Source organism: Nocardia sp. NPDC004168 (genome assembly GCF_040610355.1).
GTDB lineage: Bacteria > Actinomycetota > Actinomycetes > Mycobacteriales > Mycobacteriaceae > Nocardia > Nocardia sichangensis.
The window spans coordinates 14148-37827 of the sequence record NZ_JBEXME010000009.1 but is presented as its reverse complement, the minus strand read 5'-3'; the positions used below and the strand labels follow the sequence as shown (position 1 = coordinate 37827).

General features: G+C 68.0%; 28 protein-coding genes. 6 read left to right on the top strand and 22 right to left on the bottom strand.

Annotation, left to right across the window (positions count from 1 at the left end; translation table 11 throughout):
• Nucleotides 1–16 precede the first annotated feature (16 nt).
• Nucleotides 17–325, bottom strand: a complete 309-nt coding sequence (locus ABZW96_RS18405; protein ID WP_355076041.1) for a hypothetical protein — start codon at nucleotides 323–325, stop codon at nucleotides 17–19.
• 3 nt (nucleotides 326–328) lie between these two features.
• Here ABZW96_RS18405 and ABZW96_RS18400 point away from each other — a divergent pair, with 3 nt between their 5' ends.
• Nucleotides 329–1051 (top strand): hypothetical protein, encoded by a 723-nt coding sequence (locus ABZW96_RS18400; protein ID WP_355076039.1) that lies wholly within the window; start codon nucleotides 329–331, stop codon nucleotides 1049–1051.
• Between the two features lie 423 nt (nucleotides 1052–1474).
• Here ABZW96_RS18400 and ABZW96_RS18395 read toward each other — a convergent pair whose 3' ends face one another.
• Together ABZW96_RS18395 and ABZW96_RS18390 are read right to left on the bottom strand one after the other, a co-directional pair.
• Nucleotides 1475–3625, bottom strand: coding sequence for an MMPL family transporter (locus ABZW96_RS18395; protein WP_355076037.1), 2151 nt, complete (start codon nucleotides 3623–3625; stop codon nucleotides 1475–1477).
• A gap of 42 nt (nucleotides 3626–3667) precedes the next feature.
• The gene (locus ABZW96_RS18390; RefSeq protein ID WP_355076035.1) at nucleotides 3668–4147 is read right to left on the bottom strand and encodes an EXLDI protein; all 480 of its coding nucleotides are present in this window, start codon (nucleotides 4145–4147) and stop codon (nucleotides 3668–3670) included.
• 282 nt (nucleotides 4148–4429) lie between these two features.
• Between ABZW96_RS18390 and ABZW96_RS18385 the strand changes: the two genes are divergently transcribed.
• Nucleotides 4430–5335: an NAD-dependent epimerase/dehydratase family protein gene (locus ABZW96_RS18385; protein WP_355076033.1), complete on the top strand. Its 906-nt coding sequence runs from the start codon at nucleotides 4430–4432 to the stop codon at nucleotides 5333–5335.
• Here the strand turns inward: ABZW96_RS18385 and ABZW96_RS18380 are convergent.
• The 12 genes from ABZW96_RS18380 to rpsJ form a co-directional block, all read right to left on the bottom strand.
• On the bottom strand, nucleotides 5325–6137 hold the full coding sequence (locus ABZW96_RS18380) for a phosphatase (protein WP_355076031.1): 813 nt from the start codon (nucleotides 6135–6137) through the stop codon (nucleotides 5325–5327). The genes ABZW96_RS18385 and ABZW96_RS18380 overlap by 11 nt on opposite strands.
• 219 nt (nucleotides 6138–6356) lie before the next feature.
• Nucleotides 6357–6629 (bottom strand): 30S ribosomal protein S17, encoded by a 273-nt coding sequence (gene rpsQ, locus ABZW96_RS18375; protein WP_355076029.1) that lies wholly within the window; start codon nucleotides 6627–6629, stop codon nucleotides 6357–6359.
• The gene (gene rpmC / locus ABZW96_RS18370) at nucleotides 6626–6865 is read right to left on the bottom strand and encodes a 50S ribosomal protein L29 (RefSeq protein ID WP_040864843.1); all 240 of its coding nucleotides are present in this window, start codon (nucleotides 6863–6865) and stop codon (nucleotides 6626–6628) included. Before rpmC ends, rpsQ begins: the two co-directional genes overlap by 4 nt.
• Nucleotides 6865–7281, bottom strand: a complete 417-nt coding sequence (rplP, locus tag ABZW96_RS18365) for a 50S ribosomal protein L16 (protein WP_040864842.1) — start codon at nucleotides 7279–7281, stop codon at nucleotides 6865–6867. Before rplP ends, rpmC begins: the two co-directional genes overlap by 1 nt.
• 3 nt (nucleotides 7282–7284) lie before the next feature.
• Nucleotides 7285–8079: a 30S ribosomal protein S3 gene (gene rpsC / locus ABZW96_RS18360; protein WP_039795445.1), complete on the bottom strand. Its 795-nt coding sequence runs from the start codon at nucleotides 8077–8079 to the stop codon at nucleotides 7285–7287.
• Nucleotides 8080–8484 carry a 50S ribosomal protein L22 gene (gene rplV / locus ABZW96_RS18355; protein WP_039795443.1) on the bottom strand — a complete coding sequence of 135 codons (405 nt, stop codon included), beginning with the start codon at nucleotides 8482–8484 and terminating at the stop codon, nucleotides 8080–8082.
• On the bottom strand, nucleotides 8481–8762 hold the full coding sequence (gene rpsS / locus ABZW96_RS18350) for a 30S ribosomal protein S19 (protein ID WP_014981659.1): 282 nt from the start codon (nucleotides 8760–8762) through the stop codon (nucleotides 8481–8483). The genes rplV and rpsS overlap by 4 nt, the downstream gene beginning before the upstream one ends.
• A gap of 15 nt (nucleotides 8763–8777) precedes the next feature.
• Nucleotides 8778–9614: a 50S ribosomal protein L2 gene (gene rplB / locus ABZW96_RS18345; protein WP_039795441.1), complete on the bottom strand. Its 837-nt coding sequence runs from the start codon at nucleotides 9612–9614 to the stop codon at nucleotides 8778–8780.
• 33 nt (nucleotides 9615–9647) lie between these two features.
• Nucleotides 9648–9953: a 50S ribosomal protein L23 gene (rplW, locus tag ABZW96_RS18340; RefSeq protein ID WP_011207266.1), complete on the bottom strand. Its 306-nt coding sequence runs from the start codon at nucleotides 9951–9953 to the stop codon at nucleotides 9648–9650.
• Nucleotides 9950–10624 carry a 50S ribosomal protein L4 gene (rplD, locus tag ABZW96_RS18335; RefSeq protein ID WP_039795438.1) on the bottom strand — a complete coding sequence of 225 codons (675 nt, stop codon included), beginning with the start codon at nucleotides 10622–10624 and terminating at the stop codon, nucleotides 9950–9952. The genes rplW and rplD overlap by 4 nt, the downstream gene beginning before the upstream one ends.
• Entirely contained in the window at nucleotides 10621–11286 is a 666-nt protein-coding gene (gene rplC, locus ABZW96_RS18330) for a 50S ribosomal protein L3 (protein WP_355076024.1), read from the bottom strand. The genes rplD and rplC overlap by 4 nt, the downstream gene beginning before the upstream one ends.
• Nucleotides 11287–11300: 14 nt before the next feature.
• Nucleotides 11301–11606, bottom strand: coding sequence for a 30S ribosomal protein S10 (gene rpsJ / locus ABZW96_RS18325; RefSeq protein WP_003938093.1), 306 nt, complete (start codon nucleotides 11604–11606; stop codon nucleotides 11301–11303).
• Between the two features lie 433 nt (nucleotides 11607–12039).
• On the opposite strand from rpsJ, the gene ABZW96_RS18320 reads away from it, so the two are divergent.
• A complete protein-coding gene (locus tag ABZW96_RS18320; RefSeq protein ID WP_355076022.1) occupies nucleotides 12040–12516 on the top strand; it encodes a hotdog fold domain-containing protein in 477 nt (158 codons plus the stop codon).
• Here ABZW96_RS18320 and ABZW96_RS18315 read toward each other — a convergent pair.
• From ABZW96_RS18315 to ABZW96_RS18305, 3 genes are read right to left on the bottom strand one after another with little or no spacing between them, the layout of a single operon-like run.
• A complete protein-coding gene (locus tag ABZW96_RS18315) occupies nucleotides 12503–13240 on the bottom strand; it encodes an ABC transporter ATP-binding protein (RefSeq protein ID WP_355076020.1) in 738 nt (245 codons plus the stop codon). The genes ABZW96_RS18320 and ABZW96_RS18315 overlap by 14 nt on opposite strands.
• 42 nt (nucleotides 13241–13282) lie before the next feature.
• Nucleotides 13283–14218, bottom strand: coding sequence for an alpha/beta fold hydrolase (locus tag ABZW96_RS18310; RefSeq protein ID WP_355076018.1), 936 nt, complete (start codon nucleotides 14216–14218; stop codon nucleotides 13283–13285).
• 16 nt (nucleotides 14219–14234) lie between these two features.
• Nucleotides 14235–15242, bottom strand: coding sequence for an alpha/beta hydrolase family protein (locus tag ABZW96_RS18305; RefSeq protein ID WP_355076016.1), 1008 nt, complete (start codon nucleotides 15240–15242; stop codon nucleotides 14235–14237).
• Between the two features lie 234 nt (nucleotides 15243–15476).
• Here ABZW96_RS18305 and ABZW96_RS18300 point away from each other — a divergent pair, with 234 nt between their 5' ends.
• A complete protein-coding gene (locus ABZW96_RS18300) occupies nucleotides 15477–16673 on the top strand; it encodes a lycopene cyclase family protein (protein WP_355076014.1) in 1197 nt (398 codons plus the stop codon).
• Nucleotides 16674–16704: 31 nt separating this feature from the next.
• Here the strand turns inward: ABZW96_RS18300 and ABZW96_RS18295 are convergent, their stop codons facing one another.
• Genes ABZW96_RS18295 through ABZW96_RS18285 form a run of 3 tightly spaced genes read right to left on the bottom strand, consistent with a single transcriptional unit; the run spans nucleotide 16705 to nucleotide 19384 of the window.
• Nucleotides 16705–17583, bottom strand: a complete 879-nt coding sequence (locus tag ABZW96_RS18295) for an ABC transporter permease (protein WP_355076012.1) — start codon at nucleotides 17581–17583, stop codon at nucleotides 16705–16707.
• Entirely contained in the window at nucleotides 17580–18365 is a 786-nt protein-coding gene (locus ABZW96_RS18290) for an ABC transporter permease (protein WP_355076316.1), read from the bottom strand. The genes ABZW96_RS18295 and ABZW96_RS18290 overlap by 4 nt, the downstream gene beginning before the upstream one ends.
• Before the next feature lie 35 nt (nucleotides 18366–18400).
• Nucleotides 18401–19384 carry an ATP-binding cassette domain-containing protein gene (locus ABZW96_RS18285; RefSeq protein WP_355076010.1) on the bottom strand — a complete coding sequence of 328 codons (984 nt, stop codon included), beginning with the start codon at nucleotides 19382–19384 and terminating at the stop codon, nucleotides 18401–18403.
• 365 nt (nucleotides 19385–19749) lie between these two features.
• Between ABZW96_RS18285 and ABZW96_RS18280 the strand changes: the two genes are divergently transcribed.
• Nucleotides 19750–21276 (top strand): aldehyde dehydrogenase family protein, encoded by a 1527-nt coding sequence (locus ABZW96_RS18280; RefSeq protein ID WP_355076314.1) that lies wholly within the window; start codon nucleotides 19750–19752, stop codon nucleotides 21274–21276.
• Between the two features lie 152 nt (nucleotides 21277–21428).
• Here ABZW96_RS18280 and ABZW96_RS18275 read toward each other — a convergent pair whose 3' ends face one another.
• Nucleotides 21429–22697 carry a helix-turn-helix domain-containing protein gene (locus ABZW96_RS18275; RefSeq protein ID WP_355076008.1) on the bottom strand — a complete coding sequence of 423 codons (1269 nt, stop codon included), beginning with the start codon at nucleotides 22695–22697 and terminating at the stop codon, nucleotides 21429–21431.
• 127 nt (nucleotides 22698–22824) lie between these two features.
• On the opposite strand from ABZW96_RS18275, the gene ABZW96_RS18270 reads away from it, so the two are divergent.
• Nucleotides 22825–23640 (top strand): enoyl-CoA hydratase, encoded by an 816-nt coding sequence (locus tag ABZW96_RS18270; RefSeq protein WP_355076006.1) that lies wholly within the window; start codon nucleotides 22825–22827, stop codon nucleotides 23638–23640.
• Nucleotides 23641–23680: the final 40 nt, after the last annotated feature.

The window sequence follows — 23680 nt, the reverse complement described above, 5'->3', positions numbered from 1 at the left end:
TATCCGAATACGGCGCTCATGGTTTCCGCCATTCGTCCGGCGCGCGGCGCACGCCGCGCTCGCCATCGAGGATCTGACCGGGCAGCCCTACATCCCGGCGCGCGACGATGCCGGAGCGCATGCCACCATCCGCGAGCTGCGCCGAAAAATTCTGGCGTTCAACGACGAACCACTGAATGCGCCGACCACCCTGGAACAGCTGACCACGGCACTGCATCGGGTACAGGCGAGCAGACGACGCGGCCGGTACGGCGACCACACCGCCGAACTGCCGGACGTAATACACGGTTTGCACTCGCTTGCCGCTGACGAGCCATCCGGGCACCGTTTGGAGAGGATCTATTCGACGCTCGCCTACGCATACAACAGTGCGTCATCGATCACCTACCGCTACGGCTACCTCGACCTCGCCGGACTGGCCGCCGAACGCAGCGCTGACCCCGTGTGGCCGATCGCGGCGGAATACCATCGCGCGCTGATCCTGCTGTACTCCGGCGCGTATGCCGGTGGACTGCGGATCATCGAGCGCGCACACGCAGCCAGTGAGCAACTACCTGCGACGCCGGAAGTACTCGCGGTGCGGGGCGCGTTGCACCTGCGGGCGTCGATACTGTCTGCCCGTGCGCTCGACGCCGACACCGCCGACACGCATCTTCGAGAAGAGCGCCGGATCGGCGAGTCGATCAACTCCGACCGGTATCAGGAGCACGGAACCGGGTTCCATCTGCCGAACGTCGCTATTCACTCCGTCGCCGTCCCGGTCGAGTTGTGCGATGGCACAACCGCCGTCGCACGCGCCGAGCAGATTCGGCTACCGGCATCGGTCACGCCATCCCGCGCTGGACATCACTGGATCGACGTATCCCGCGCGTGGTTACTCCACGGCGACAAGCAGCGTGCCCTCGCCAGTCTCGACCAGGCGCGCCGGATCGCACCGGAGCTGACACGCAACCACCCCCAGGTCCACGAGACCGTCCGCGTGCTCGCCAATACCCGGCGCGGAACCGACTCCCTGGCCACGTTCGCGAAGTGGGCAAACGTCAAGATTTGAGTCTCGTACGAAACCATAGCCACGGCCGACCACGCGACGTAGTGCGGTTGGTCAGCGGCCGAGGCGCGGGCGGCGGCCGAGCAGGAACGTGAGGCCGCTCTCAGAGCCCTGGACGCGGCCGCGGGACGCGCGGCGTTCAGAGAGAGCTGGACGAGAAGGGGCGTCGTCGGAGGTAGCGAGACTCCTGCGGGTAATGCGGCCGCATCACCCGTGAGCGGCGGTTATTCGGCCGCCTTGGCATGAGTATCGAGCGTGGCGGCACCGGACAGGGTCTGGACCGCACGCACGGAGTTTCCCGCGCCCCGGTGACCGTCCGGTCACGACGTGCGTTCTTTGTGCGGAAAAGGCTGTGCGCCCGATGAATCGGGCGCACAGCTCTATTCCGGTTCACTCATCCGCGGTGTCCGCGAGTTCCGGTCCCGCTCAGCTCTCGCCGACCGAAGTCCCGACGACCTCGCGAGACTCCGGTCCAGAGCCATCGGGCTTCTCGTCCCCGTGCCCCGGCCACCACGCCTTGTGGCCGACGAGCGCCGTGAGCGCGGGCGTGAAGAACATCGCCATGACGAAGGCCGCGATCGCGATGCCCACCGAGATGGCGAAGCCCATCTGTGCGAGAACGTTGTTGCCCGCCAGCATCATCGATGCGAAGGTGCCCGCCAGAATCACCCCGGCCGCCGCGATGGTGGGGCCGGTGTGCCGCAGGGCCAGCGCCGCGGCCTGTTTCGGTTCGTTGCCCTCGCGCGCTTCTTCCCGCAACCGGGCGACCATGAGGATGTTGTAGTCGGTGCCCAGCGCGACCACGAACAGGTACATGATCACCGGGAGCGTGAAGATCAGGCCGGTCTCGCCCCGGAAGTGCTGGAACACCAGCACCGCGGCACCCAGCGTGGCGGCGAAGCCGAGGAACACCGAGGCCATCAGGTACCACGGCGCGACCAGGCTACGCAGCAGCAACCCCAGCACGATCATGATCAGGATCGCCGCCACCGGGAACACGATCGCGTAATCACGCGCCATCGCCTCCTGGAAGTCGACGAATACCGAGGTCAGACCACCGACGGCGGCGGTAGCACCGGCGGGCGCCGCGGAATGCGCGACATCGCGCAACGGTCCCTTGACGGTGTCCAGCGCGGCGTCCGACTCCGGCGCGGCGGAGAGCGTCACCGCGAAGTCGGCGATCGACTTGTCCGCGGACAACTTCGGCTCCCCCACCTGTCCCACTCCCGGCACCGCGGCCAGCGCGGCGCGGTAGGCGGCGAGTTGATCGACGGCCAATTCACCACCGCCGGACTGCAACAGGACGTCCGAAGGCTGGGTCGTCCCCGCGGGCAGGCCCTTGACCAATTCCTTGCTGTAGACAACGGATTCGGCGGCCTCCGAAGTTTGGCCCGAGCTGAGGTCGAACGTGGGGTGGAAACCCAAGGCGAAGATCCCGAGCACGACCAGCAAACCGCCGGAGACCGCGGCGAACACAGCGGGCCGCCGGCCGAGCGCATTGCCGATCGCGGTGAATCGCGCGCCCTTCGGTTCGATGCGCCACGCCTTGGACGGCCAGAACACCTTGGTGCCCAGCAGCGAGACCACCGCCGGCACCAGCGTCAGCCCCGCCGCCAGCGCGACCGCCACCGCGATCGCCAGCGCCGGGCCCATGGCGCGGAACATGCCGAGCGTGGACAGCACCAGCGCCATGAACGCGATGATCACCGCGCCCGCCGCGGACGTGATCGCCTCACCCACCCGGGTGACGGCGTTGACCATGGCGGTCTTCGAATCCTCGCCCGCGCGCAACCGCTCGCGATAGCGGAACATCAGGAACAGGATGTAGTCGGTGCCGACACCGAACAGCACCACGACCAGAATGGCATTGATCGATGCGTCGATCTGCAAGTCGAAGGCCTTGGCCACCACGGCGATCAACCCACTCACCATGCTGGAGATCGCGCCGATCACGACGATCGGCAGCAACGCGATCACCGGGCTGCGGAAGATGACCAGCAACAGCACCAGGATCAGCACGACGGTGGCGATACCGACGATGGCCAGCCCCTTGTCGCCCGATTCCCGCTGATCCAGCATCTGCGCCGCCTGGCCGGTGATGCCCGCCTTCAGCTCGGTGTTCGCGACGCGCTCGGTCAGCTCCTTGCGCAGCGCCTTGACCGCGTCGCCTTGGGTGGTGTCGTTCGGATTCGTCACCTTCGTCATCTGCACCGCGATGATCTGGACCAGGCGGTTCTCCGACGGCGGCGTCGGTTGCATCCCGATGACGTCCTTGACCTGCGCGTCGCGCAGCTCATTGCCGATCGAGACGACCGAAGCGGCGTCCGCACCGGTCAACGGCGTGCCGTCCTTCCGGGCGAACACGATGATCGCCGCGGGAGCGGAGCTGTCCGGGAAAGCCTTCTGCTGCAATTCCAACGCCTGAATGGACTCGTAATGCGAAGGCAGAAAAGCTGATTGGTCTGTGGTGGATTTCAGTTCCGGCGCCGCGGCCACCACCGCGATGGCGAGCAGCACCCACAGGCCGATCACCTTCCACGGATTGTGGACGACCACGGCCCCCAGTCGTGCGAACATCTGCGAATAGATCCTTTCCGGATATGGAAAAGCGGCGGTATCTCAGATCTGCAGGTCCTGCGAGTTCGGGTGCTCGGCCACGTCGACGACAGTCCGGTAGATGTGCTCCGGAATCCGGCCCCGCAACTCGGCGGGCGAGTCCACGATCTCCACCGTGTAGTCACCCCACTCGCGCTCGCCGCTGCCGGGCCGCAGCAGCTCGCGCCAATTCTTCCATTCGGTCCAGTCGATCGCGACGGACATTTCGCGCCAGTCCGATTCCCGGCGGTGCACCACGAATTTGCCTTTCCGGCTCACGTAGACCCGCACTACGGTCATCCCGACCTTGCCGTATTCGCGGGATTCGCCGAGCAGTCTGCCGAAGAACCGCTGCTGACGCCCGCCGCCCGGACCCACGCGCAACACGATTTGACGCAGGTCGTCCACGTCGCCCGGCTCGGCCGATTCCTTCACGATGGTGACGCCGCAGGCCTGCTTTTCGGCAGTGTCCACGCCGCTCAGGTTGTTCGGATCAGTGGTCATGATTTCCCCGTTTCATAGATCAGTGCGCATGCGGGCATGCGTCTACCGTCGACCGGCCCACCCCGAATCCGCCTCCACCGGTACGGATTCGATGCTCCCAGAAAGTACGGGCCGTCGTCTCACTATAAGTAGATGTATACGTATAGCGCAAGACCTAACCGCCTGACCGCCCGACCTGGCGCGGCGAGCCTTCGCTCAGCTAATCGATCTGCTGCGCTTGCGCACCGCGCATCGCCTCTCCGTCCTCCGGCGATCGCATGGTTCAAGCCATACCATCACGGTGTGCGCGTTCTCGTTACCGGAGCGAACGGCTATCTGGGCCAGGCGGTCGTAGGACTGCTGGCCGGAGCCGGGCACGAGCCGATCGCGATGGTTCGCGACAGCGGCTCGCCTCCGCGGGTGACGACTCGCGTCGCCGACCTGCTGGATGAGGACGGGCTTCGGAAAACTGTGGACGGCGTGGAGGCGGTGTGCCATCTCGGTGGGCTTACTCGGGCGCGCGAGTCGGCGGCCGATCCGCTGCGGTACTTCCGCGTCAATACCGGCGGGACCGTCGCGTTGCTGGACGCCATGGCCGCCGCCGGAATATCGCGGCTCGTCTTCGCTTCGACCGGCTCGATATACGGAACTCCCGAACGACAGCCGATGACAGAGCGTCTACCCGATGCGCCCCCGCACCCGTACGCGGCGAGCAAGCTGGCCGCCGAGTGGGCGATCAGCGCGCAGGCGGGCACCGGTCGCTTGTCCGCTACCGTGCTGCGCTTGATGAACGTGGCCGGCGGCGCGGATCCCGATCCGACGCGCTTGATTCCCCGAGCATTCGCCGCCGCGAGGAACGGCTCGGCTCTGAAAGTCAACGGCGACGGCAGCGCTGTCCGCGACTATCTGCATATCGACGACGCCGCAGCGGCTTTCGTCGCGTGTATCGAGAACATACCGCCGAAAGGCGAATTCCGGCGCTTCCTCATCGGCAGCGGCCGCGGCAGCAGCATTCTCGACGTCGTGGCCGCGGTCGAGCGGCGGACCGGACGTCGAATTCAGCTGATCCATAGGCCACCGATGCCCGAACCGGCCGCCCTGATCAGCGACCCCACCAAGGCTATGGCCGAATTACCCTGGCGTCCAGCGCAGTCGGATCTGGAAACCATCGTGCGCGACACACGGCACCGGGGTGACCTCAGCCGGTAAGTCCGGCCTGGCCGAGCAGATAAGCGGTCAGCGGACCGTAGTAGTCGGGATGGACTCCGTCATCGAGGGGCACCGTGACCGCGATCTTCCCCTCCGCTCGCCCGGCGAACAGTGCGGGGTCGTTGCTGTCGGCGAATCCCACGGTATCGATGCCCGCCTCCCCTGCCGCCCCGGCCCAGCCGTGGTCGGCGACGACCAGGTCGGGCCATTGGCCGGTTTCGGCCTCGCGCAACTCCCGCAGGGCCGCCCGCATCGGATGCGGATCATGAGTGTGTCGCAGCGTGCCGTCGGTGCCCAGCGCGGCAACTCCCGAGGTGTAGAGGATCTCGCGATGCTGCGGGCCCCATGGCGTGGTGACCCGATAGGACCACCCGGCAGCCGGCACGAGCACCACGCATCCTGCCGCGCGTAACGCGTCCTCGACAGCGCGATAGACGCCCATGAGTGTGTCCGGATGCCCGGTCGCCAGGATCACCGTCTCGCGACGACGAGCGGCGAGCCCGATCCGCGCTCCCATCGCGTCGAGCGCGTCGAGCGTCAGGTCGACGTCGATGGTGTCCGGACCCCGCACATGCCGCGGGTCGGGGCTGACCCCGCACAGACGCGCCATCATCTCCAGCGTCTCGGCGAAGGTCCAATCCTTCAGCGTCAGCCCGAACTGATACCCAGGGTCCTTCGACACCATCTTGCGATAGTTCGCGAGATTCCCCTCCCGAGGCGTCGCGACATCACCCGCTATCCGCGTTTTCAGCAGATGTTCCCGCAGCAGCGCTCGATCGTAGGTCTGGTCAGGTCGACTCACATTCCCCACCGCTCATCCTCCGCATCCGCCGTCGGCGCGACCTATCGCAGTTCCGGTCAGGCCAGGAGTCCGCCGGTTTGCTCGATCGCCACCCGCAACACGACAGTACCCATGCAGGATGGACGGCAAGGGAATTCCTCGGACGCGCCCGGATACGGCGAAGGCCCGCCTCCGAGAACGGAAAGCGGGCCTTCGGGTTTCACGCCGTGCCGGAGAGGCCTACTTGGCCTTCTCCAGGACCTCGACCAGACGCCAGCGCTTGGTGGCCGACAACGGACGGGTCTCCATCAGCTGAACGCGGTCGCCGATGCCTGCGACCTCGTTCTCGTCGTGCGCCTTCACCTTCGAGGTGGTGCGAATGATCTTGCCGTAGAGCGGGTGCCGGTTGCGGTCTTCCAGCTCGACGACGATCGTCTTGTTCATCTTGTCCGAGACAACGTAGCCGACCCGCACCTTGCGGGTGCCGCGCTGCCCTTCTGCTTTGTCGCTCATGCGGCATCTCCCTTGCCAGCGGGTCCGGTGGCCAGACCGAGCTCGCGCTCACGCATGACCGTGTAGATGCGCGCGATCTCGTGACGGACGACGCGCAGACGACGGTTGTTGTCCAGCTGACCCGTCGCCATCTGGAAGCGCAGGTTGAACAGCTCTTCCTTGGAGTCGCGCAGCTTGGCCACCAACTCCTCTTCGGTGAGCTCGCGGAGCTCTGCGGCCGGTGTTCCGGTAGCCATCAGAACTGCTCCTCCCTGGTCACGATCCTGCACTTCATCGGGAGCTTGTGCATCGCGCGGCGCAGGGCCTCACGAGCGGTCTCCTCGTTCGGGTAGCTCATCTCGAACATCACGCGACCGGGCTTGACGTTCGCGACCCACCACTCCGGCGAACCCTTACCGGAACCCATGCGGGTCTCGGCGGGCTTCTTGGTCAGCGGGCGATCCGGGTAGATGTTGATCCAGATCTTGCCGCCACGGCGGATATGGCGAGTCATCGCGATACGCGCCGACTCGATCTGCCGGTTGGTGACGTACGCCGGCTCCAGCGCCTGGATGCCGAACTCGCCGAACGCCACCGAGGTACCGCCCTTGGCCATACCGGAACGGCCCGGGTGGTGCTGCTTGCGGTGCTTCACCTTGCGAGGCATCAGCATGCGTCAGCCCTCCTGTGTCTCTGCCGGGGCGTCGGCCACCGCGGTGGCGGCGCGCCCGGCCTCGGTGCTGGTCGCGGTGGTGCCGGTGGAACCGGACCGACGCGGGCGGCTCGGCCGCTCCCGGCGCGGACGCTCGGGCGCGGCGGCAGCGGCGGCCAGCTCACGCTTGCCACCGACGATGTCGCCCTTGTAGATCCAGACCTTCACGCCGATGCGACCGAAGGTGGTCCTGGCCTCGTAGAGGCCGTAGTCGACGTCGGCGCGCAGCGTGTGCAGCGGCACCCGACCCTCGCGGTAGAACTCCGAGCGCGACATTTCGGCGCCGCCGAGGCGGCCCGAGCACTGCACACGGATGCCCTTGACGTTCGGCGAACGCATGGCCGACTGGATGGCCTTGCGCATCGCGCGACGGAACGCCACACGGTTGGACAGCTGCTCGGCGACGGCCTGAGCGACCAGCTGCGCATCCGACTCGGGGTTCTTCACCTCGAGGATGTTCAGCTGCACCTGCTTGCCGGTCAGCTTCTCCAGCTCGGCGCGGATGCGGTCGGCCTCGGCGCCGCGGCGGCCGATCACGATGCCCGGACGCGCGGTGTGGATGTCCACCCGCACGCGGTCACGGGTGCGCTCGATCTCGACCTTGGAGATGCCCGCCCGCTCCATGCCGGTGGCCAGCAGCTTGCGGATCGCGACGTCTTCCTTCACGTAGTCCGCGTACTGCTTGTCCGCGTACCAACGTGACTTCCAGTCGGTGGTGATACCGAGGCGGAAGCCGTGGGGGTTGATCTTCTGTCCCATTTACTTTGCCCCTCCCTTCCGGCGGTTACGAGTGGCTCCACCGGCGGTGGGGATGCTCTCGACCTCGATGGTGATGTGGCTGGTGCGCTTGCGGATGCGGAACGCACGGCCCTGGGCACGCGGCTGGAACCGCTTCAGGGTGGCACCCTCGTCGACGTAGGCCGTCGAGATCACCAGCGTGGCCGGGTTCAGGCCGAGGTTGTTCTCGGCGTTGGCCGCGGCGCTCGCGACGACCTTGGCGACCGGCTCGCTCGCGGCCTGAGGCGCGAACTTCAGCAGGGCGAGGGCGTCCTCGACACGCTTGCCGCGGACCAGGTCCACGACACGGCGTGCCTTCATCGGGGTGACGCGAACGTGCTTGGCGGTCGCGCGCGCAGTCGGGTTCTGAGTCTCAGTCGTCGTCATCGCCGCTTGCTCTTCCGGTCTTCCTTGACGTGGCTCTTGAACGTCCTGGTCGGCGCGAACTCACCGAGCTTGTGCCCGACCATGTTGTCCGAGATGAACACCGGCACGTGCTTGCGGCCGTCGTGCACCGCGAACGTGTGACCGATGAAATCGGGGATGATGGTCGAACGACGCGACCAGGTCTTGATGACCTGCTTGGTGCCCTTCTCGTTCTGCACGTCCACCTTCGCGAGGAGGTGGTCGTCGACGAACGGGCCTTTCTTGAGGCTGCGTGGCATTTCTTACCTCCTCCTTCAGCGCTTCTTGCCGGTCTTGCGGCGGCGGACGATGAGCTTGTCGCTCGGACGGTTGGGCTTGCGGGTGCGGCCTTCCGGCTGACCCCAGGGCGAGACCGGGTGGCGACCACCGGAGGTCTTGCCCTCACCACCACCATGCGGGTGGTCGACCGGGTTCATGACGACACCACGGACCGTGGGGCGGCGGCCCTTCCAGCGCATGCGGCCGGCCTTGCCCCAGTTGATGTTCGACTGCTCGGCGTTGCCGACCTCGCCGACGGTGGCGCGGCAGCGCACGTCGACGCGACGGATCTCACCGGAAGGCATACGCAGCGTGGCGTAGGGGCCTTCCTTACCCAGCAGCTGGATGCTCATGCCCGCCGAGCGGGCCAGCTTGGCGCCGCCGCCCGGACGCAGCTCCACCGCGTGGATCGTGGTACCGGTCGGGATGTTGCGCAGCGGCAGGTTGTTACCCGGCTTGATGTCGGCCGTCGGGCCGGACTCGATGCGGGTGCCCTGCGTCACGCCCTTGGGGGCGATGATGTAGCGCTTCTCGCCGTCCACGAAGTGCAGCAGCGCGATGTTCGCGGTGCGGTTCGGGTCGTACTCGATGTGCGCGACCTTGGCCGGGATCCCGTCCTTGTCCAGACGACGGAAGTCGATCAGACGGTAGGCGCGCTTGTGCCCGCCACCGCGGTGCCGGGTGGTGATCCGGCCGTGGGCGTTGCGGCCGCCGGACTTGGTCAGCGGGCGCAGCAGCGACTTCTCCGGGGTCGACCGGGTGATCTCGGCGAAGTCCGAGACGCTGGAGCCGCGGCGGCCCGGCGTAGTCGGCTTGTACTTACGGATTGCCATGAGTTCTTCTCTGCTTTCTGGATTCCCGGGCGCTTACGCGACCGGGCCTCCGAAGATCTCGATGGGCTTGCTGTCGGCCGAGATGGTCACGAGCGCGCGCTTGGTGTTCTTGCGCTTGCCGTAACCGAAGCGGGTCCGCTTGCGCTTGCCCTGACGGTTGGCGGTGTTGACGCTGGTCACCTTCACACCGAAGACCTTCTCCACGGCGATCTTGATCTGCGTCTTGTTCGAGTCCGGGTGCACCAGGAAGGTGTAGGTGCCTTCCTCGATCAGTCCGTAGGACTTCTCGGAGATGACCGGCGCCAGCAGAATGTCGCGGGGGTCGGCGATGGTGGTCACTTGCTCTCCTCCTGTGCAGCCTCGGCCGGGCCGTGCACGAACGCGTTGAGCGCCTCGACGCTGAACACCACGTCGTCGCTGTTGAGCACGTCGTAGGTGTTGAGCTGGTCCGGGGCGATCGGGTGCACGTTCTGCAGGTTCGCCACGCTCTTCCACGCGGCGACGTCCTCGCGGCCGACCACGACCAGGAGCTTCTTGCGGTCCGACAGCTCGGCCAGGAAGCTCTTGGCGGTCTTGGTGGACGGGGTCTGGCCCGCCACCAGTTCGGTGATCACGTGGATGCGCTCGTTGCGCGCCCGGTCGGACAGGGCGCCACGCAGGGCGGCGACCTTCATCTTCTTGGGCAGGCGCTGGGTGTAGTCGCGCGGCTGCGGGCCGTGCACGGTGCCACCGCCGGTGAACTGCGGCGCGCGGGTCGAACCCTGGCGGGCGCGACCGGTGCCCTTCTGCCGGTACGGCTTCTTGCCGCCGCCGGAGACCTGGCCACGGGTCTTGGTCGCGTGCGTGCCCTGGCGGGCCGCGGCCTGCTGGGCCACGACGACCTGGTGCATCAGCGCGATGTTGGCGGTCACGTCGAAGATCTCCGCGGGGAGGTCGACGGTGCCGTTGGTCTTGCCGCCGATCTCCTTGACCGGCAGCGTCAGGTTGGCCTTCTTCTCGAGGCTCGTCATGCGTGCGCACCACCCTTCACGGCGCTCTTGACGATCACGACGCCGCCCTTGCGACCCGGGATCGCTCCCTTGATCAGCAGCAGGCCGTTCTCGGCGTCGACCTTGTGCACCGACAGGTTCTGCGTGGTGACGCGGTCGTTACCCATCCGGCCCGACATGCGCATGCCCTTGAACACGCGGCCGGGGGTGGCGCAGCCACCGATCGAACCCGGACGGCGGTGCACGGCCTGCGCACCGTGCGAGGCGCCCTGGCCACGGAAGCCGTGGCGCTTCATGGTGCCCGCGAAGCCCTTGCCCTTGCTGGTGCCGGTGACGTCGACGTAGCTGCCCTCTTCGAACACCTCGGCGCTGATCTCCTGGCCGACCTCGAAGGTGGAGGCGTCCGCGACGCGGATCTCGGCGACGTGGCGGCGCGGCGTGACACCGGCCTTGGTGAACTGGCCGGAGACCGGCTTGGTCACCTTGCGCGGATCGATGGCGCCGAAGGCGACCTGAACGGCGCTGTAGCCGTCGCGCTCCACGGTGCGGATCTGGGTGACGACGTTCGGCCCGGCCTTGATGACGGTCACGGGAACGACGCGGTTGTTGTCGTCGAAGACCTGGGTCATGCCGAGCTTGGTGCCCAGGATGCCGGCGGCCGGCCTGTTCTTGTTGTCAGTCATGTCTCGAGTCCCCGTCACTGAATGTTGACGTCGACGCTGGCCGGCAGGTCGATGCGCATGAGCGCGTCCACCGTCTTCGGCGTCGGGTCGAGGATGTCGATAAGGCGCTTGTGCGTGCGCATCTCGAAGTGCTCGCGCGAGTCCTTGTACTTGTGCGGCGAACGGATGACGCAGTACACGTTCTTCTCGGTCGGCAACGGCACCGGGCCGACGACGCGTGCCCCGGTGCGGGTCACCGTCTCCACGATCTTGCGCGCCGATGCGTCGATCGCCTCGTGGTCATAGGCCTTGAGCCTGATGCGGATCTTTTGTCCCGCCACGCTAAGTGTCCTTTTCTCCGCTTTCCTCGTGGTCCGGAAGCCCGGCTCTACCAGTCCTCTGGACCACCCTCATTTGCACAGCCCGAACACACGAAGACGTCTCAGTGGAGACCCTGACCGGGCACGCCCGATCCTCGCCGCTGTTCATCTGTCATGGTTCTCCGGTACACGCGGTCGGGCGTGTCGCCCGTCCGCTCATTCCTCGGCCTCGGATCGCAATGCATCTCAGGCCTGGAACACTGTCCCGGACGTACCCACGCCAGAAACCCGGCGGGGTACTCGATGGGGTACTGCTCGCCCCGCCCGACCAGCTGTTTCACCTGGAAACAGACACGGCCCGGTGCAGGGCAACCCGAACAGTATGCACGACCCCCGCGAGTCACTTCAAATCGGCGGGGCTGGCCACGAACTTACTTTTGAGTAAGATACGCCCATGGCAAAAGAGACCGTGACCTATCGCGGCTGGAAAAAGCTGCCGGACAACCGGCTGGGGCATGCCCTGTTCTCGCTCGGGATGGTGGCGCGGGTGCCCTACTTCGGCACCGTGTTGCCGAACGTGGTCCGGCTCGAACCGGGGTTGTGCGAGGTCACGTCGCCGAAGTGGTTCGGTATCCACAACCACCTGGGCACCTTCCACGCGATCGCGGCGTGCAATCTGGCCGAGGTCGCGATGGGCATGCTCAGCGAGGCGACCGTGCCCGCGACGCACCGATGGATCCCCAAGGCGATGAACGTGCGTTATCTGGCGAAAGCCGAGACCGGGCTGCGGGCCGTCGCGAAGCTGGCCGAGATCCCCGACTTCGCGAGCATCACCGAGGGGCGCGAGCTGGTGGTGCCGGTGTCGATCTACGACAAGCACGGCCTGGAAGTGGTGCACGCGGACATCACCACCTGGGTCACACCGAAGTAGCCGGCCTCCGCGAGCCGCGCGCGTCCGGTCCCGCGAAAGCTGTCCGTGGTTCGCCCGGGGCCGGGACCGATGCGTCGCCCGCGACGAGTCGCCCCTGATCGAGGTGCAGGATGTGCTCCGCGCATCCGGCGAGATCGTCTGCGAGACAAGCCGAGACGACGATCGTCATGTCCTGGCGCGCGAGAGCCCGCAGCATTCCGGCCAGATAGCGACGCCCGTCCTGGTCCAAGTCGGCCATCGGGTTGTCCAGTACGAGTGCCGTCGTACCCGCGGCCAGCGCTCTGGCCAGGCCGAGCCACTTCTTATCACTCCGGGACAGACGGAGAACGGGCGTGCAAGCGGAGTCCGCCAAACGCGCGAGATGTATTGCCCGATCGACCAGTTCATCGGCCGCGTCCGCGCTGTGGCCCGCGATCTTCGCGGAGAACCGCACGACCTCCGCGACCGACCATGTCTCGCTGCTCTCGTACACGTCGGGGACCCAGCCGACCCGGGAGCGGACCACCCATGGCTCTGCGCTCGGATCCGCGTCCTCTACGCGGAGCCACCCCCGGTGTGGCCGCAACCGACCGGCGAGCATCGACAACAGCGTCGTCTTGCCCGCGCCGTTCGGCCCGACGACCGCGGTGACCCGGCCCGCGGGGGCGCGGAAGGTCACGTCGTCGATCACCGCGACTCCGGCGAATTCGCGGCGCAGCCCGCTACAAGTAATGCCGAGACTCACCGAGGTTCTCCATCTTCGTGATCCGGTCCGGCCAGGGTGCGCTCAGCAGGGCAACGTTCGCCGATCCCCGGCGAGCGCGGAGAGAACGGCGGCGGTGGCGCGTGGGTCCTCCAGCATGCCGCTGTGGTCGGCCGCGTCGGCAGGACATCCGTCCTGCAGCCACACGTTGCGGTCGGCCGGGCCGGGCGCGGCGAGCAGGGCGGTGTCCTGCGGCGTGATCACCTGGTCGGCGCGGGAGGCGATGGCCGTGTACCGGAGACCGGGCACGGTCTCGCCTCCCGTGTTCAGCCGGTTCAGCAGTGGTGACCCGGCCACCTGCTGCTGGCCCGGAGTCCCGAAGACCTGGGCCGCGATCTGCGCGTCGCCCAGGCCGAGCGCGGCCAGGTCCGGATAGCTGCCGCGCAACCCGGCCCAGGTCGAGCCGCGATACGGCGTGCCGAGAGTCACCACTTGGGACACCGCCTCCGCGCCGCGGGCGCGCAGATACTGCCGGATCACCGTGCCGCCGGTGGAGTGGCCGACCAGCGCCACCCGGCTCGCGCCCGTCGTCTCCCGCACCGCCCGCACGACTTCGGCGAGCTCGCCCGCCATTCGATCGATGTCGGCCACGCCGTAGACGACACGTCCCAGCAGTGCGGCGCCGATCGGCCCGACGCCGGTGGAGCTGGAGCCGGTCTGCCCGCTCACCGCGTCGACGACACCCGGCGCGGCGCCGAGATTCGCGGCGAACACGCAATGTCCCTCGGCCCGGATGGCCGGCGCGAGCAGGGGGAAGCTGCGGCCGATATCGGTGCCCGAGCCGTGCACGAGCACCACCGGCTCCGGTCGCGCCGGTGTCGGCTTGCAGGCCCAGTCGTTGGCGCCGTCCAGCGCCGGTGTCTCCGGGGCGGCGGCCGCGGTCGGCGCATGGCACAGCGCCACACAGGCAGCGGCCATCATGAGGCCGACGACGCGCGCGGCCCGAGTGCGAACAGTCATTTCGAATTCCCGCGGATCAGATTCCCAATGGAGCGGCCAGCGTCGGCCACGAATCCTTCAGCGCGTCCTCCCAATAGCCCCAGGAATGGGTGCCTTCCGGGCGGAAGTTGTATCGCGCGGGGATTCCGAGGCTGTCCAGCCGGTCTTTCATGTTGTGCGAGCAGTAATTGGTGGCCGCTTCGATCACACCGCCGACGACGAGCTGATTCGCGAAACCCCACGGACCGTTCAGCGAATATTTCCCGCCGTATCGGTCGTAGACGCCGGGCATGCCATTTCCACTGGCGATGTAGATGGATTTTCCACGCAATCCCTCCGCCTGCACGTAGGGATCATTGGCCACCCATTGCGGGTCGCCCGCGGGCCCCCACATGTTGTCCAGTTCCGCGAGACCCCATTCCTCGACGGTCAGCCGGACGAACTCACGGCCGACCGGATCGCTGGTCTGCGCGCAACCGCTGTAGGCGGCGACGCCGGAGTACAGGTCACCCGTGGTCGCGGCGAGCGCGAGTGTCGTGGTCCCCGACATCGAGAACCCCGCGAGGGCATTGCGCCCGCTGGTCCCGAGATACGAGTCGATCAGCGGAGGCAGTTCGCGGCTCAGGAAGGTCCGCCACTTCTGGCGCCCCAACCTGGCGTCGTCCTTCTCCCAGTCCGCGTAGTAGCTGAACATGCCGCCGATCGGCGTGACCGCGTGCACGTTCTTGTCCGCGAGGAATTGCATCGCGTCGGTCTTCGTGGCCCAGGTCGAGCCGTCGATGCCACCGGCCGCGCCGAGCAGCAGATACAGCACCGGCCGGGGAACGCTGGTGTCCGCGGCGCGCTGCACTTCCACCGGAATATCGAGATCCATGGCAGCGGAATGCACCGTCAATGTCAGGTTCCGCGCACTGTGCTCCTGCACGGAAACAATAGAAGACTCCGCAGGCGCGGCCTGGGCCTGCACCGAGACCATTGCCGATGCGGCCGCAGCGCCGGCGACGACCGCCGACAGCAGCAACCGGCGGAGGTGGCTCCCTCTCATGACTCCCCTTATCCCGAATCCCGGAACGCCTCGCGTTCCGAGCTCAGGCTATGGCCTGTCCCGAGCCGTTTCACGACTGAAGTTGCTGGGCCACCGATTCTGGGGGCATGCCCGTGCACCGGAATTCGCACCGTTTCGAACCGATCCGATTCCGAAATAGCGAGACCCGAATTCCTTGGGCTCGCAGGCGTGGAATAGTTGCGCTTCCGTCGGCCCACCGGATTGAATGCCCCTATGGGTGTCAGCGCGGACCGGGAAGTCGATGTGTGCGTGGTCGGGCTCGGTCCCACCGGACGGGCGCTCGCGCACCGCGCCATGATCGCGGGGCTGTCGGTGACCGCGATCGACCCCCGCCCCGAACGGCTGTGGCCGCCCACCTTCTCCTGCTGGGTGGACGAGCTGCCGCAATGGCTGCCGTCCACGGCTGTCGCGACGACCATCCCGGCGCCCAGAGTGTGGACGAAGACCGAGCATCGCATCGACCGTCCCTACTGCGTGCTGTCCAAACCCGGCCTGCGCGCGGTGCTACCGCTCGATGACGCCACCGTCGTCGCGGGCCGCGCCACGCGGGTGGGCGCGCACGAGGTCGAACTCGCCGACGGCGCGGTGCACCGGGCGGCGGCGGTGTTCGACACCCGTGGGCTGCCCCCGCTGGGACGCCGCCGCGGGGCGAGCGCGCACGGCATCTTCGTCGACGCCGAGGCGGCCGCGCCGATGATCGCCGAAGGCGAGGGCCTGCTGCTGGACTGGCGGCCGGAGAACGGCGCGGGCCCGGACGAGCCGCCGTCGTTCCTCTACGCGGTGCCGCTCGGCGACGGCACGGTGATCTTCGAGGAGACCAGTCTCGGCCTCCGGGGCGGCATGCCGCAGCACGAACTGCGCAAGCGCACGCTCGCGCGCCTCGCCGCGCACGGCATCCGACTCACCGGCGACGAACCGAGCGAGGCGGCGCACTATCCACTCGACCAGCCGCCGCCACGCACCGGCAAGGCGCGCGCGATCGCGTTCGGCTCGCGCGGCGGCATGATGCACCCGTGCACCGGGTACAGCGTCGCCGACTCACTGGCACTGGTCGACACCGCGATCACCGCGCTGTTGGAAGGCCGCGACCCCATCGCCGCGCTGTGGCCGCCGCGCGCACGGCTGGTGTATTGGATGCGGATGCGCGGCCTCTACGGCCTCGGCAGACTCACCACCGAGCAGTCCATCGCCATGTTCGACGCGTTCTTCAGCGCCACCCCGCGTGGTCAGCGCGCCCTGCTGTCCGCGCACGACGACTACACGGCGCTGGGCGCTGTGCTGTTCGGCACGGTCGCGCACACCTGGCCGTTCCGCTGGCGTTACGACCTGGTCGGCTGGGCCAATCGGAACCGCTGGCTGGATTACGAGTTCGCCGAACCGCGTGAAGACGCCGAACGCCGGGTCCGATAGTCGGAACCCGGCGCACGGTGACAGCTGGTGGCTACGGCCCCGTTTCCGCGGCCCGCCGGTATCCCCTGATCGCCGGGTAGGCGAAGACGACGATCATGCCGAGCGTCCAGGCGAGCGTCTCGAGCAGCGGGTCGGCGACCGCACCGCCGTAGGACAAACCGCGCATCGCATCGATCGCGCAACTCATCGGCTGATGCGCCACCACGTCCTGCAACCAGATCGGGTAGGCGAAAACCGGAACGAAACCCGAGTTGAAGAACATCAGCAAGGTGCTGATCATGCCGATGATGTTCACCAGCATCACGCCCTCGGACACGGTGGCAAGCGCGGTGACCAGGACGGCGAACGCCACCCCGAACAGCACCGGGATGCCGATCAACGCCAGCGCCGCGACCGGTCCCTGATCGAAGCGGAAACCGAGCAGCAGACCGACCGCGACGACGAACACCGTGGTCACCAGGACACGGATCGCCTCGGCGAGCAGCCGCCCGGTGAATCCGGCCGCACGGTGCACCGGCATCGTCCAGAACCGGCCGAGCAGCCCGGTCATCTTCTCGGTCTTGAAGCCGAGGGCGCTGACCACCGCCCCGGACATCGCCGCGACCAACGTCAACAACGGGACCGTGCCGTACACGGCGGGCATGCCGGTGGCCCCGGAGACGGGCTTGTTCAGCACGATGTAGAACATCACCAAGGTGAGCGCGGGATACACCAGCGTCTGGATGGTCGTCGCCGGATCACGCGCCCAGACCTGCAGCAGCCGCTTGCACTGGATCAGGCTCTGCACCACCCAGGTGACCAGTGAGCCTTCCGGCCTCGTCCGGACGACGGGCAGGGGTTCGGCCGGGCGTCCCTCGAACACCTCGGTCTGCGGCACGGTGCGCTCCACGGTCGATTCCACCGAACTCATGACCGCCTCACACTCGCCCAGATCGCCAACGGGGTGAACACCGCCGCCAGCCCGATCAACCACACCAGCGGAACCCACAGCACGTGCCAGGTCACGCCGTCGGCCGCCATGTCGCGCAGCGCGAAGGAGAACTGGGAGATCGGCTGATTGCGCACGAACGGGCGAATCCATTCCGGGAAGTTGCGTTCCGGCACGAACCCGCAGGAGAGCATGCCGAAGATCAGCGTCGGCAGCGTCAGCGCCTGACTCAGCGACTCCGGGCTCTTGGTCAGACTGCCGAGCCCGTCGGCGCCGACCGCGAGCACCGTGCCGACCGCGAGAGAGAACGCGCAGAACAGCACGGCCTGCCCGACGCCTGCGACGAAGCGGAAACCGATCAGGTACCCGAACAGCACCGCGGCGGTGAGCGAGGTCACCGACCGGACCAGCCCGGCGCAGATGCGCGAGGTGAACGGCACCAGCGTGCCGATCGGCATGGTCTGCAGTCGGGTACTCAGGCCGGTCATCGCCTCGAACGCGGCCAGCTGCGCGTTCGACATCATGGTGAAGGCCATGGTCTGCAACACGATGATCGGCATGACGTACTGGGCGTAGTCGACGCCCTGGATCTTCATCACGTAGCGCAACGGCAGATAGAAACCGAGGGTGAAGATCAGCGGCGTGACCGCGGCGACGATCAGCTCGCCCTTGGTCGCCATGGTGCGGACGATGCGGCCGGTCAGCGCGCGCCACTGCGCGAACGACGACAGCCGCGCCGCGGGCAACTCGGCGAACAGCGTCACCTCGGCCTCGGTGTGCTCCGGGGCGGTCGCAGCGGTCACGCTCGCCCGCCCGAGTGGCCGGTGATGGACAGGAACACGTCGTCGAGCGAAGGGCGGCGCAGCGCGATGTCGGCCAGCTCCACACCGGCGCTGTCGAGCCTGCGCAGCGCCTCGGTCAGCGTGGCTGCGCCTTCCGGCGCCGGGATGGACAGCCGGTCGCCGCCGTCGATGTCGGCCAGCACCGCGGGCGGCACCAGGTCGCCAAGGGCGTACGCGGCGGTGCGCAGTTTCTTCTGATCCAGCGGGACGACCTCGCAGTAGCTGCCGCCGGTCTTCTCCTTGAGTTCGTCGGCGGTGCCCTCGGCGATCACCGTGCCCTTGTCGATCACGATGATGTTGTCGCTGAGCACGTCGGCTTCCTCCAGGTACTGCGTGGTCAGCAGCACCGTGATGCCCTGCGTCTTCAGTGCGGTCACCAGGTCCCAGACGCCCTGCCTGCTGCGCGGGTCCAAGCCCGTGGTCGGCTCGTCCAGGAACACCACCTCGGGACGCACCACCAGCCCGCAGGCGATGTCCACGCGGCGGCGCATGCCGCCCGAGTAGTGGCGCACGGCTCGGCGGCCCGCGCTCACCAGATCGAATTCCTCGAGCAAGGTGTCGGCGCGCTTGCGGGCCGTGGACTTGCCCAGGCCCATCAGTCTGCCGAACAGCTCGAGGTTCTCCCGGCCGGAGAGGTTCTCGTCCAGCGCCGCGTACTGGCCGGTCATCATGATCGAGCGGCGCACGCCCGCCGGGTCCTTCGACACGTCGTACCCGGCCACGACGGCGGTGCCGGAGTCGGCACGCAGCAGCGTGGAGAGGACCTTCACCATGGTCGTCTTGCCCGCGCCGTTCGGCCCCAGGATGCCGAGGACGGAAGCGCGTTCGGCGACGAAGCTGACGCCCTGCAGTGCGTGCACATCGCCGAACGACTTGCGAACGTCCGTTACCCGGACCGCAGGCTCACTCGCATGCGAATCCGCTTGGTTGGAACTCGGCATCAACTCTCCACTATCGGCCGGTACGGCGACCAGGTCGCCCGAGCGCGGGCGCACGCTCGGATTGGTGATCCGTCGCGCTCGGCGTGATGTTACCGGCCCGATCGCCCGGGCTGCCGCGTCGCGTGAGGTACCCGCACCAGCGTGCGCCCATTGTGTCCTTACTCACATTTTCCGCTGCCCGTTCGCCGTGCGGAGAATCGGCGCTGGTGAGCGCGATCCGATCCGGACACCGGGGCCGCGGCCGAGCCTTGTCGGCCCGCTGCGCCAGACCATAGTCTGCTTTGCGGGGGAAAACACTCACTCGTCCACGGATGTGGCCCCGCTGAGCGGTCCGCACGCCGGTTTCGACACTGCGAGAGGTGATCATGGCCGAGTCCGCGCAGTCACGGTTGGCGGCGCGTCCGGGAGGAACGGGCCGAACGAACGTCCTGACGTCCTACGACCCGCGCACCGGCGAGGTCGTCGGCAACTACGCCGTGATGAGCGCGGGCGAACTGAATCGCGCCGTGCGAGCGGCTCGCTCCGCCGAAAAATGGTGGGCCGAACTCGGATTCAGCAGCCGGAAGCGGTGGCTGCTGGACTGGAAACGCGAGATCGCCCGGCGCTCTGGCGAATTGGTCTCCCTGCTGTGCGAGGAGACCGGGAAGCCGGTAGCCGACGCCGCGATCGAGGTGATGCTCGCGGTGGAGGACCTCGACTGGGCCGCGCGCAACGCGGGCCGCGCACTGGACCGGCGGCGCATCGGTTCCAACTGGCTCACCCGCAATCAGCGGGCCTCCGTCGGGTATCTGCCGCTGGGCGTCGTCGGCGTGCTCGGCCCGTGGAACAACCCGGTGTTCACCCCGATGGGTTCGATCGCCTACGCGATGGCGGCGGGCAACGCCGTGGTGTTCAAGCCGCACGAGCTGACCACCGGCGTCGGCGTGTGGCTGGCCGACAGCTGGTCCCGGCTCGCACCGAACCAGCCGGTGCTGCAAGTGGTTACGGGTGACAAGGCCACCGGCACCGCGCTGTGCCGCGCGAAGGTCGACAAGATCGCCTACGCCGGCTCCGAAGCCGGTGCGCGCGAGGTGATCTCGGTGTGCGCCCAGACCATGACGCCGGTCGTCGTGGAGCGCAGCGGCAAGGGCAGCATGGTCGTGCACGTCGACGCGAAACTCGACGACGCCGCCGAGGCCGCCGTGTTCGGCGCGATGGCCAACGCCGGGCAGAACGCCACCGGCATCCAACGGGCCTACGTCGCCCAATCCGTCTACGACCGCTTCCTGGAGTTGGTCGCGGATCAGGCCCGCAAGCTGCGGCCGGGCGCGGACCGGAAGGCGTCCTACGGCCCGATGATCATGGAGTCACAGATCGAAGTGGTGCGCAGACAGGTGCGCGACGCGGTGGCCCGCGGCGGCCGCGCGGTCGTCGGCGGGCTGGACTCCATCCGCGATCCCTACATCGAGCCGATCGTGCTGGCCGAAGTGCCGGAGGAGAGCACCGCGATCACCGGCGAGGGCATCGGCCCGGTGCTCATCGTGAACAAGGTGGCGAGCATGGACGAGGCCGCCGAGCGGATCAACGCGGTGGGCACCGACGTCGCGGTGTCGGTGTTCACCAGGGACGTGCACGAGATCGAGGCGTTCGCCGAGCAACTGCGCGCCGGGGTGGTGACCATCAACTCCTCGACCGCGTACGCGGGCATTCCCGCGCTGCCTTTCGGCGGTGTGGGCGAATACGGCCAGGGCCACAGCCACGGCGACCAGGGACTACGAGAGTTCAGCCGGACCCTGGCCATCACCCGCAAGCGGTATCAGGCGCCGGTGAATCTGTCCACGTTCGACCGGCACCCGCGCCATCTCCGCCTGGCCAGAACGATCTTCCGGATCCGGCACGGCCGCCGCCCCTGAGCGGCGCGCCCACGCGTACCTCCGCCTTCGCTACGGCCATGCGCGGGCTGATGACGGACGCTGTCCGGCTGCGCCTCCTCTGCGTACCTCCGCCTTCGCTACGGCCATGCGCGGGCTACCTCCGCCTTCGCTGCTTGCGGCCATGCACGGGGTTAATGGCGGGCATCGTCCGGCTGCGCGTTATCGGCGAGCAGCACCGCGTCCATCAGCGCGGTGACGCGGGCCAATTGCGCGGGCCGGGAATCGAATCGGATCAGCCTGCCCACATCGATCACCTGACTGATGGCGGCGTGCACCCGGAAACGCGCTTCCACCGGGTCGCCGTCCAGCAGGTTGGCCCATTCCAGCACGTTCTGCCGCTGGATGGCGCGCAGCTTGTGCTGCTCGGCCTGCGGCAGGTTGCCGAACTCGGCGTAGTACACCGCCATGATCTCGGGCATGGCGAAACTCAGTTTGGCGTAGCGGTCGGCCACGTTGCGCGCGGCATCCGCCCGGCTCGTGGCTTCGGCCAGCGCCTCGGTGATCGCGATGGCCAGCCGGTCGCCGGTGCGGTGGAACGCCGCGGCGAGCAGGTCGGCCTTGCTCGCGAAGTACCGGTACACGCTGGAGGCGTTGATGCCGACGGCGGCGCCGATCTCCTCGATGCTCGCCTCGTGATACCCCTGCCTGCCGAAAATCCGGATGGCTTCGGTGAGCAATTGTTCGCGCTTGGAGGTCACCGGGATGCCGCGCACGGGCGGGCCGGGATCCGGTTCGGCGGGCGCGGGAGGCAGTTCGGTGCGCAGGATGGCCCAGGACATCTGACGCAACAGCGGAAGCAGCCGAGCGCTCGACAGTGCGGTGCGGTGCGCGGCGATGCTGGCGATCGCGCTGAGCACGCCCGCGGCCAGCATCGCCACGTCCGCGGGCGGCGCCTCGGGTCGCAGCAGCGCGATCGGCGCCGCGAGAGTGTTGTTCAGGTCGTCGTAGATCTTCTTGATCCGGACGCGGTCGTCCCGCTCGAGATAGCGCCGCTCCCAGCGGTAGAGCCCGGCCTCGCGGCGGATGTCGACGGTGTGCTCGCTGATCGCGCGGATCAGCGCGTCGGCGCGCCGCACCGGGTCCAGCCGAGTGTCGTCGGCCCCCTCGGCGACGTTCAGCAGGTGTTGCGCGCCCTCCTCCGCGGCGGCGACCAGCAACGCGTACTTGTTCGTGAAATGCCGGTAGAGGGCGGGACCGGAGATGCCGACCTCGGCGGCGATCTCGTCCACGCCGACCGGGTAGTACCCGCGTTCGCTGAACGCGCGGGCGGCCGCCCGGATGATCTGTACCTTGCGGTCCTTCGGACGGCGGCGCACCGACGGCGCGCCCTCAGCGCTCGCCCGCCTGCCCGGTTCGGGGCGCGCGGGAGCGAGATCGACCTCGCTGCGATCCGCGACCATGCACCTCTCCGTTCTCCGGCGGCGCTGGTTGACAGCGCCCGACAATGGAACCTAAGTTAACCACAATTCGCAAAGTTAACCACTATTCACGGCCTGGCGTCCGGCGAATTGCAGCTTAGGAGCAAACGTGAGCAACAACGATTCCGCGGCCCCGGCCGCCCCCTCCGCCGCGAAGTTCACCGCGGTCCAGGACGGCAGGGTGCTCCGGATCACGATCACCAACCCGAAGCGGAAGAACGCCATCGACTACGACACCATGGTCGCGCTCGGGGACGCCTTCCGCGCGGCGGCGGAAGACCGCGCGGTGCGGGCGATCGTACTGACCGGCGAGGGCGGCGATTTCTGCACCGGCGCCGATCTCTCGGCGAGCGCGGACGAGGCGCGGCGGGGCATCACCTCGGACATGGTGATGGACGCGGCGAACCGGCTGGTGCGGGCCATCGTCGACGCGCCGGTCCCGGTGATCGTGCGCATCCGCGGCGCCGCGGCGGGCGTCGGCGTCGGCATCGCGCTGGCCGCCGACCTGGTCTACGCGAGCGAGGACTCCTACCTGCTGCTGGCCTTCATCAACATCGGCTTGATGCCCGACGGCGGGGCGGCCGCGCTGGTGGCCGCGGCGGCGGGCCGCCCGCTGGCGGCGCGGATGGCACTGCTCGGCGAACGGCTGCCCGCCCGGGAAGCCGCGGCCGCCGGTCTGTTCACCGCCGTCGTGCCCGACGACGAACTCGACGCCGCGGTCGAGGCCGGGGTCCAGAAGATCGCCACGGGTCCGCGCCGCGCGCTGGAACTCACCAAGCACGCGCTGAACCAGGCCACGCTGACGGCGCTGGACGCGGCCCTGGCCGCCGAGAAGGCGGGGCAGACCGAGCTGCTGCGCTCCCCCGATTTCATCGAGGGCGCCACCGCGATGCTCAGCAAGCGCAAGCCCGTCTTCGCCGACTGATCAGCCCGCCGGAACGTAGCTACCGACAGGCGACTATGTT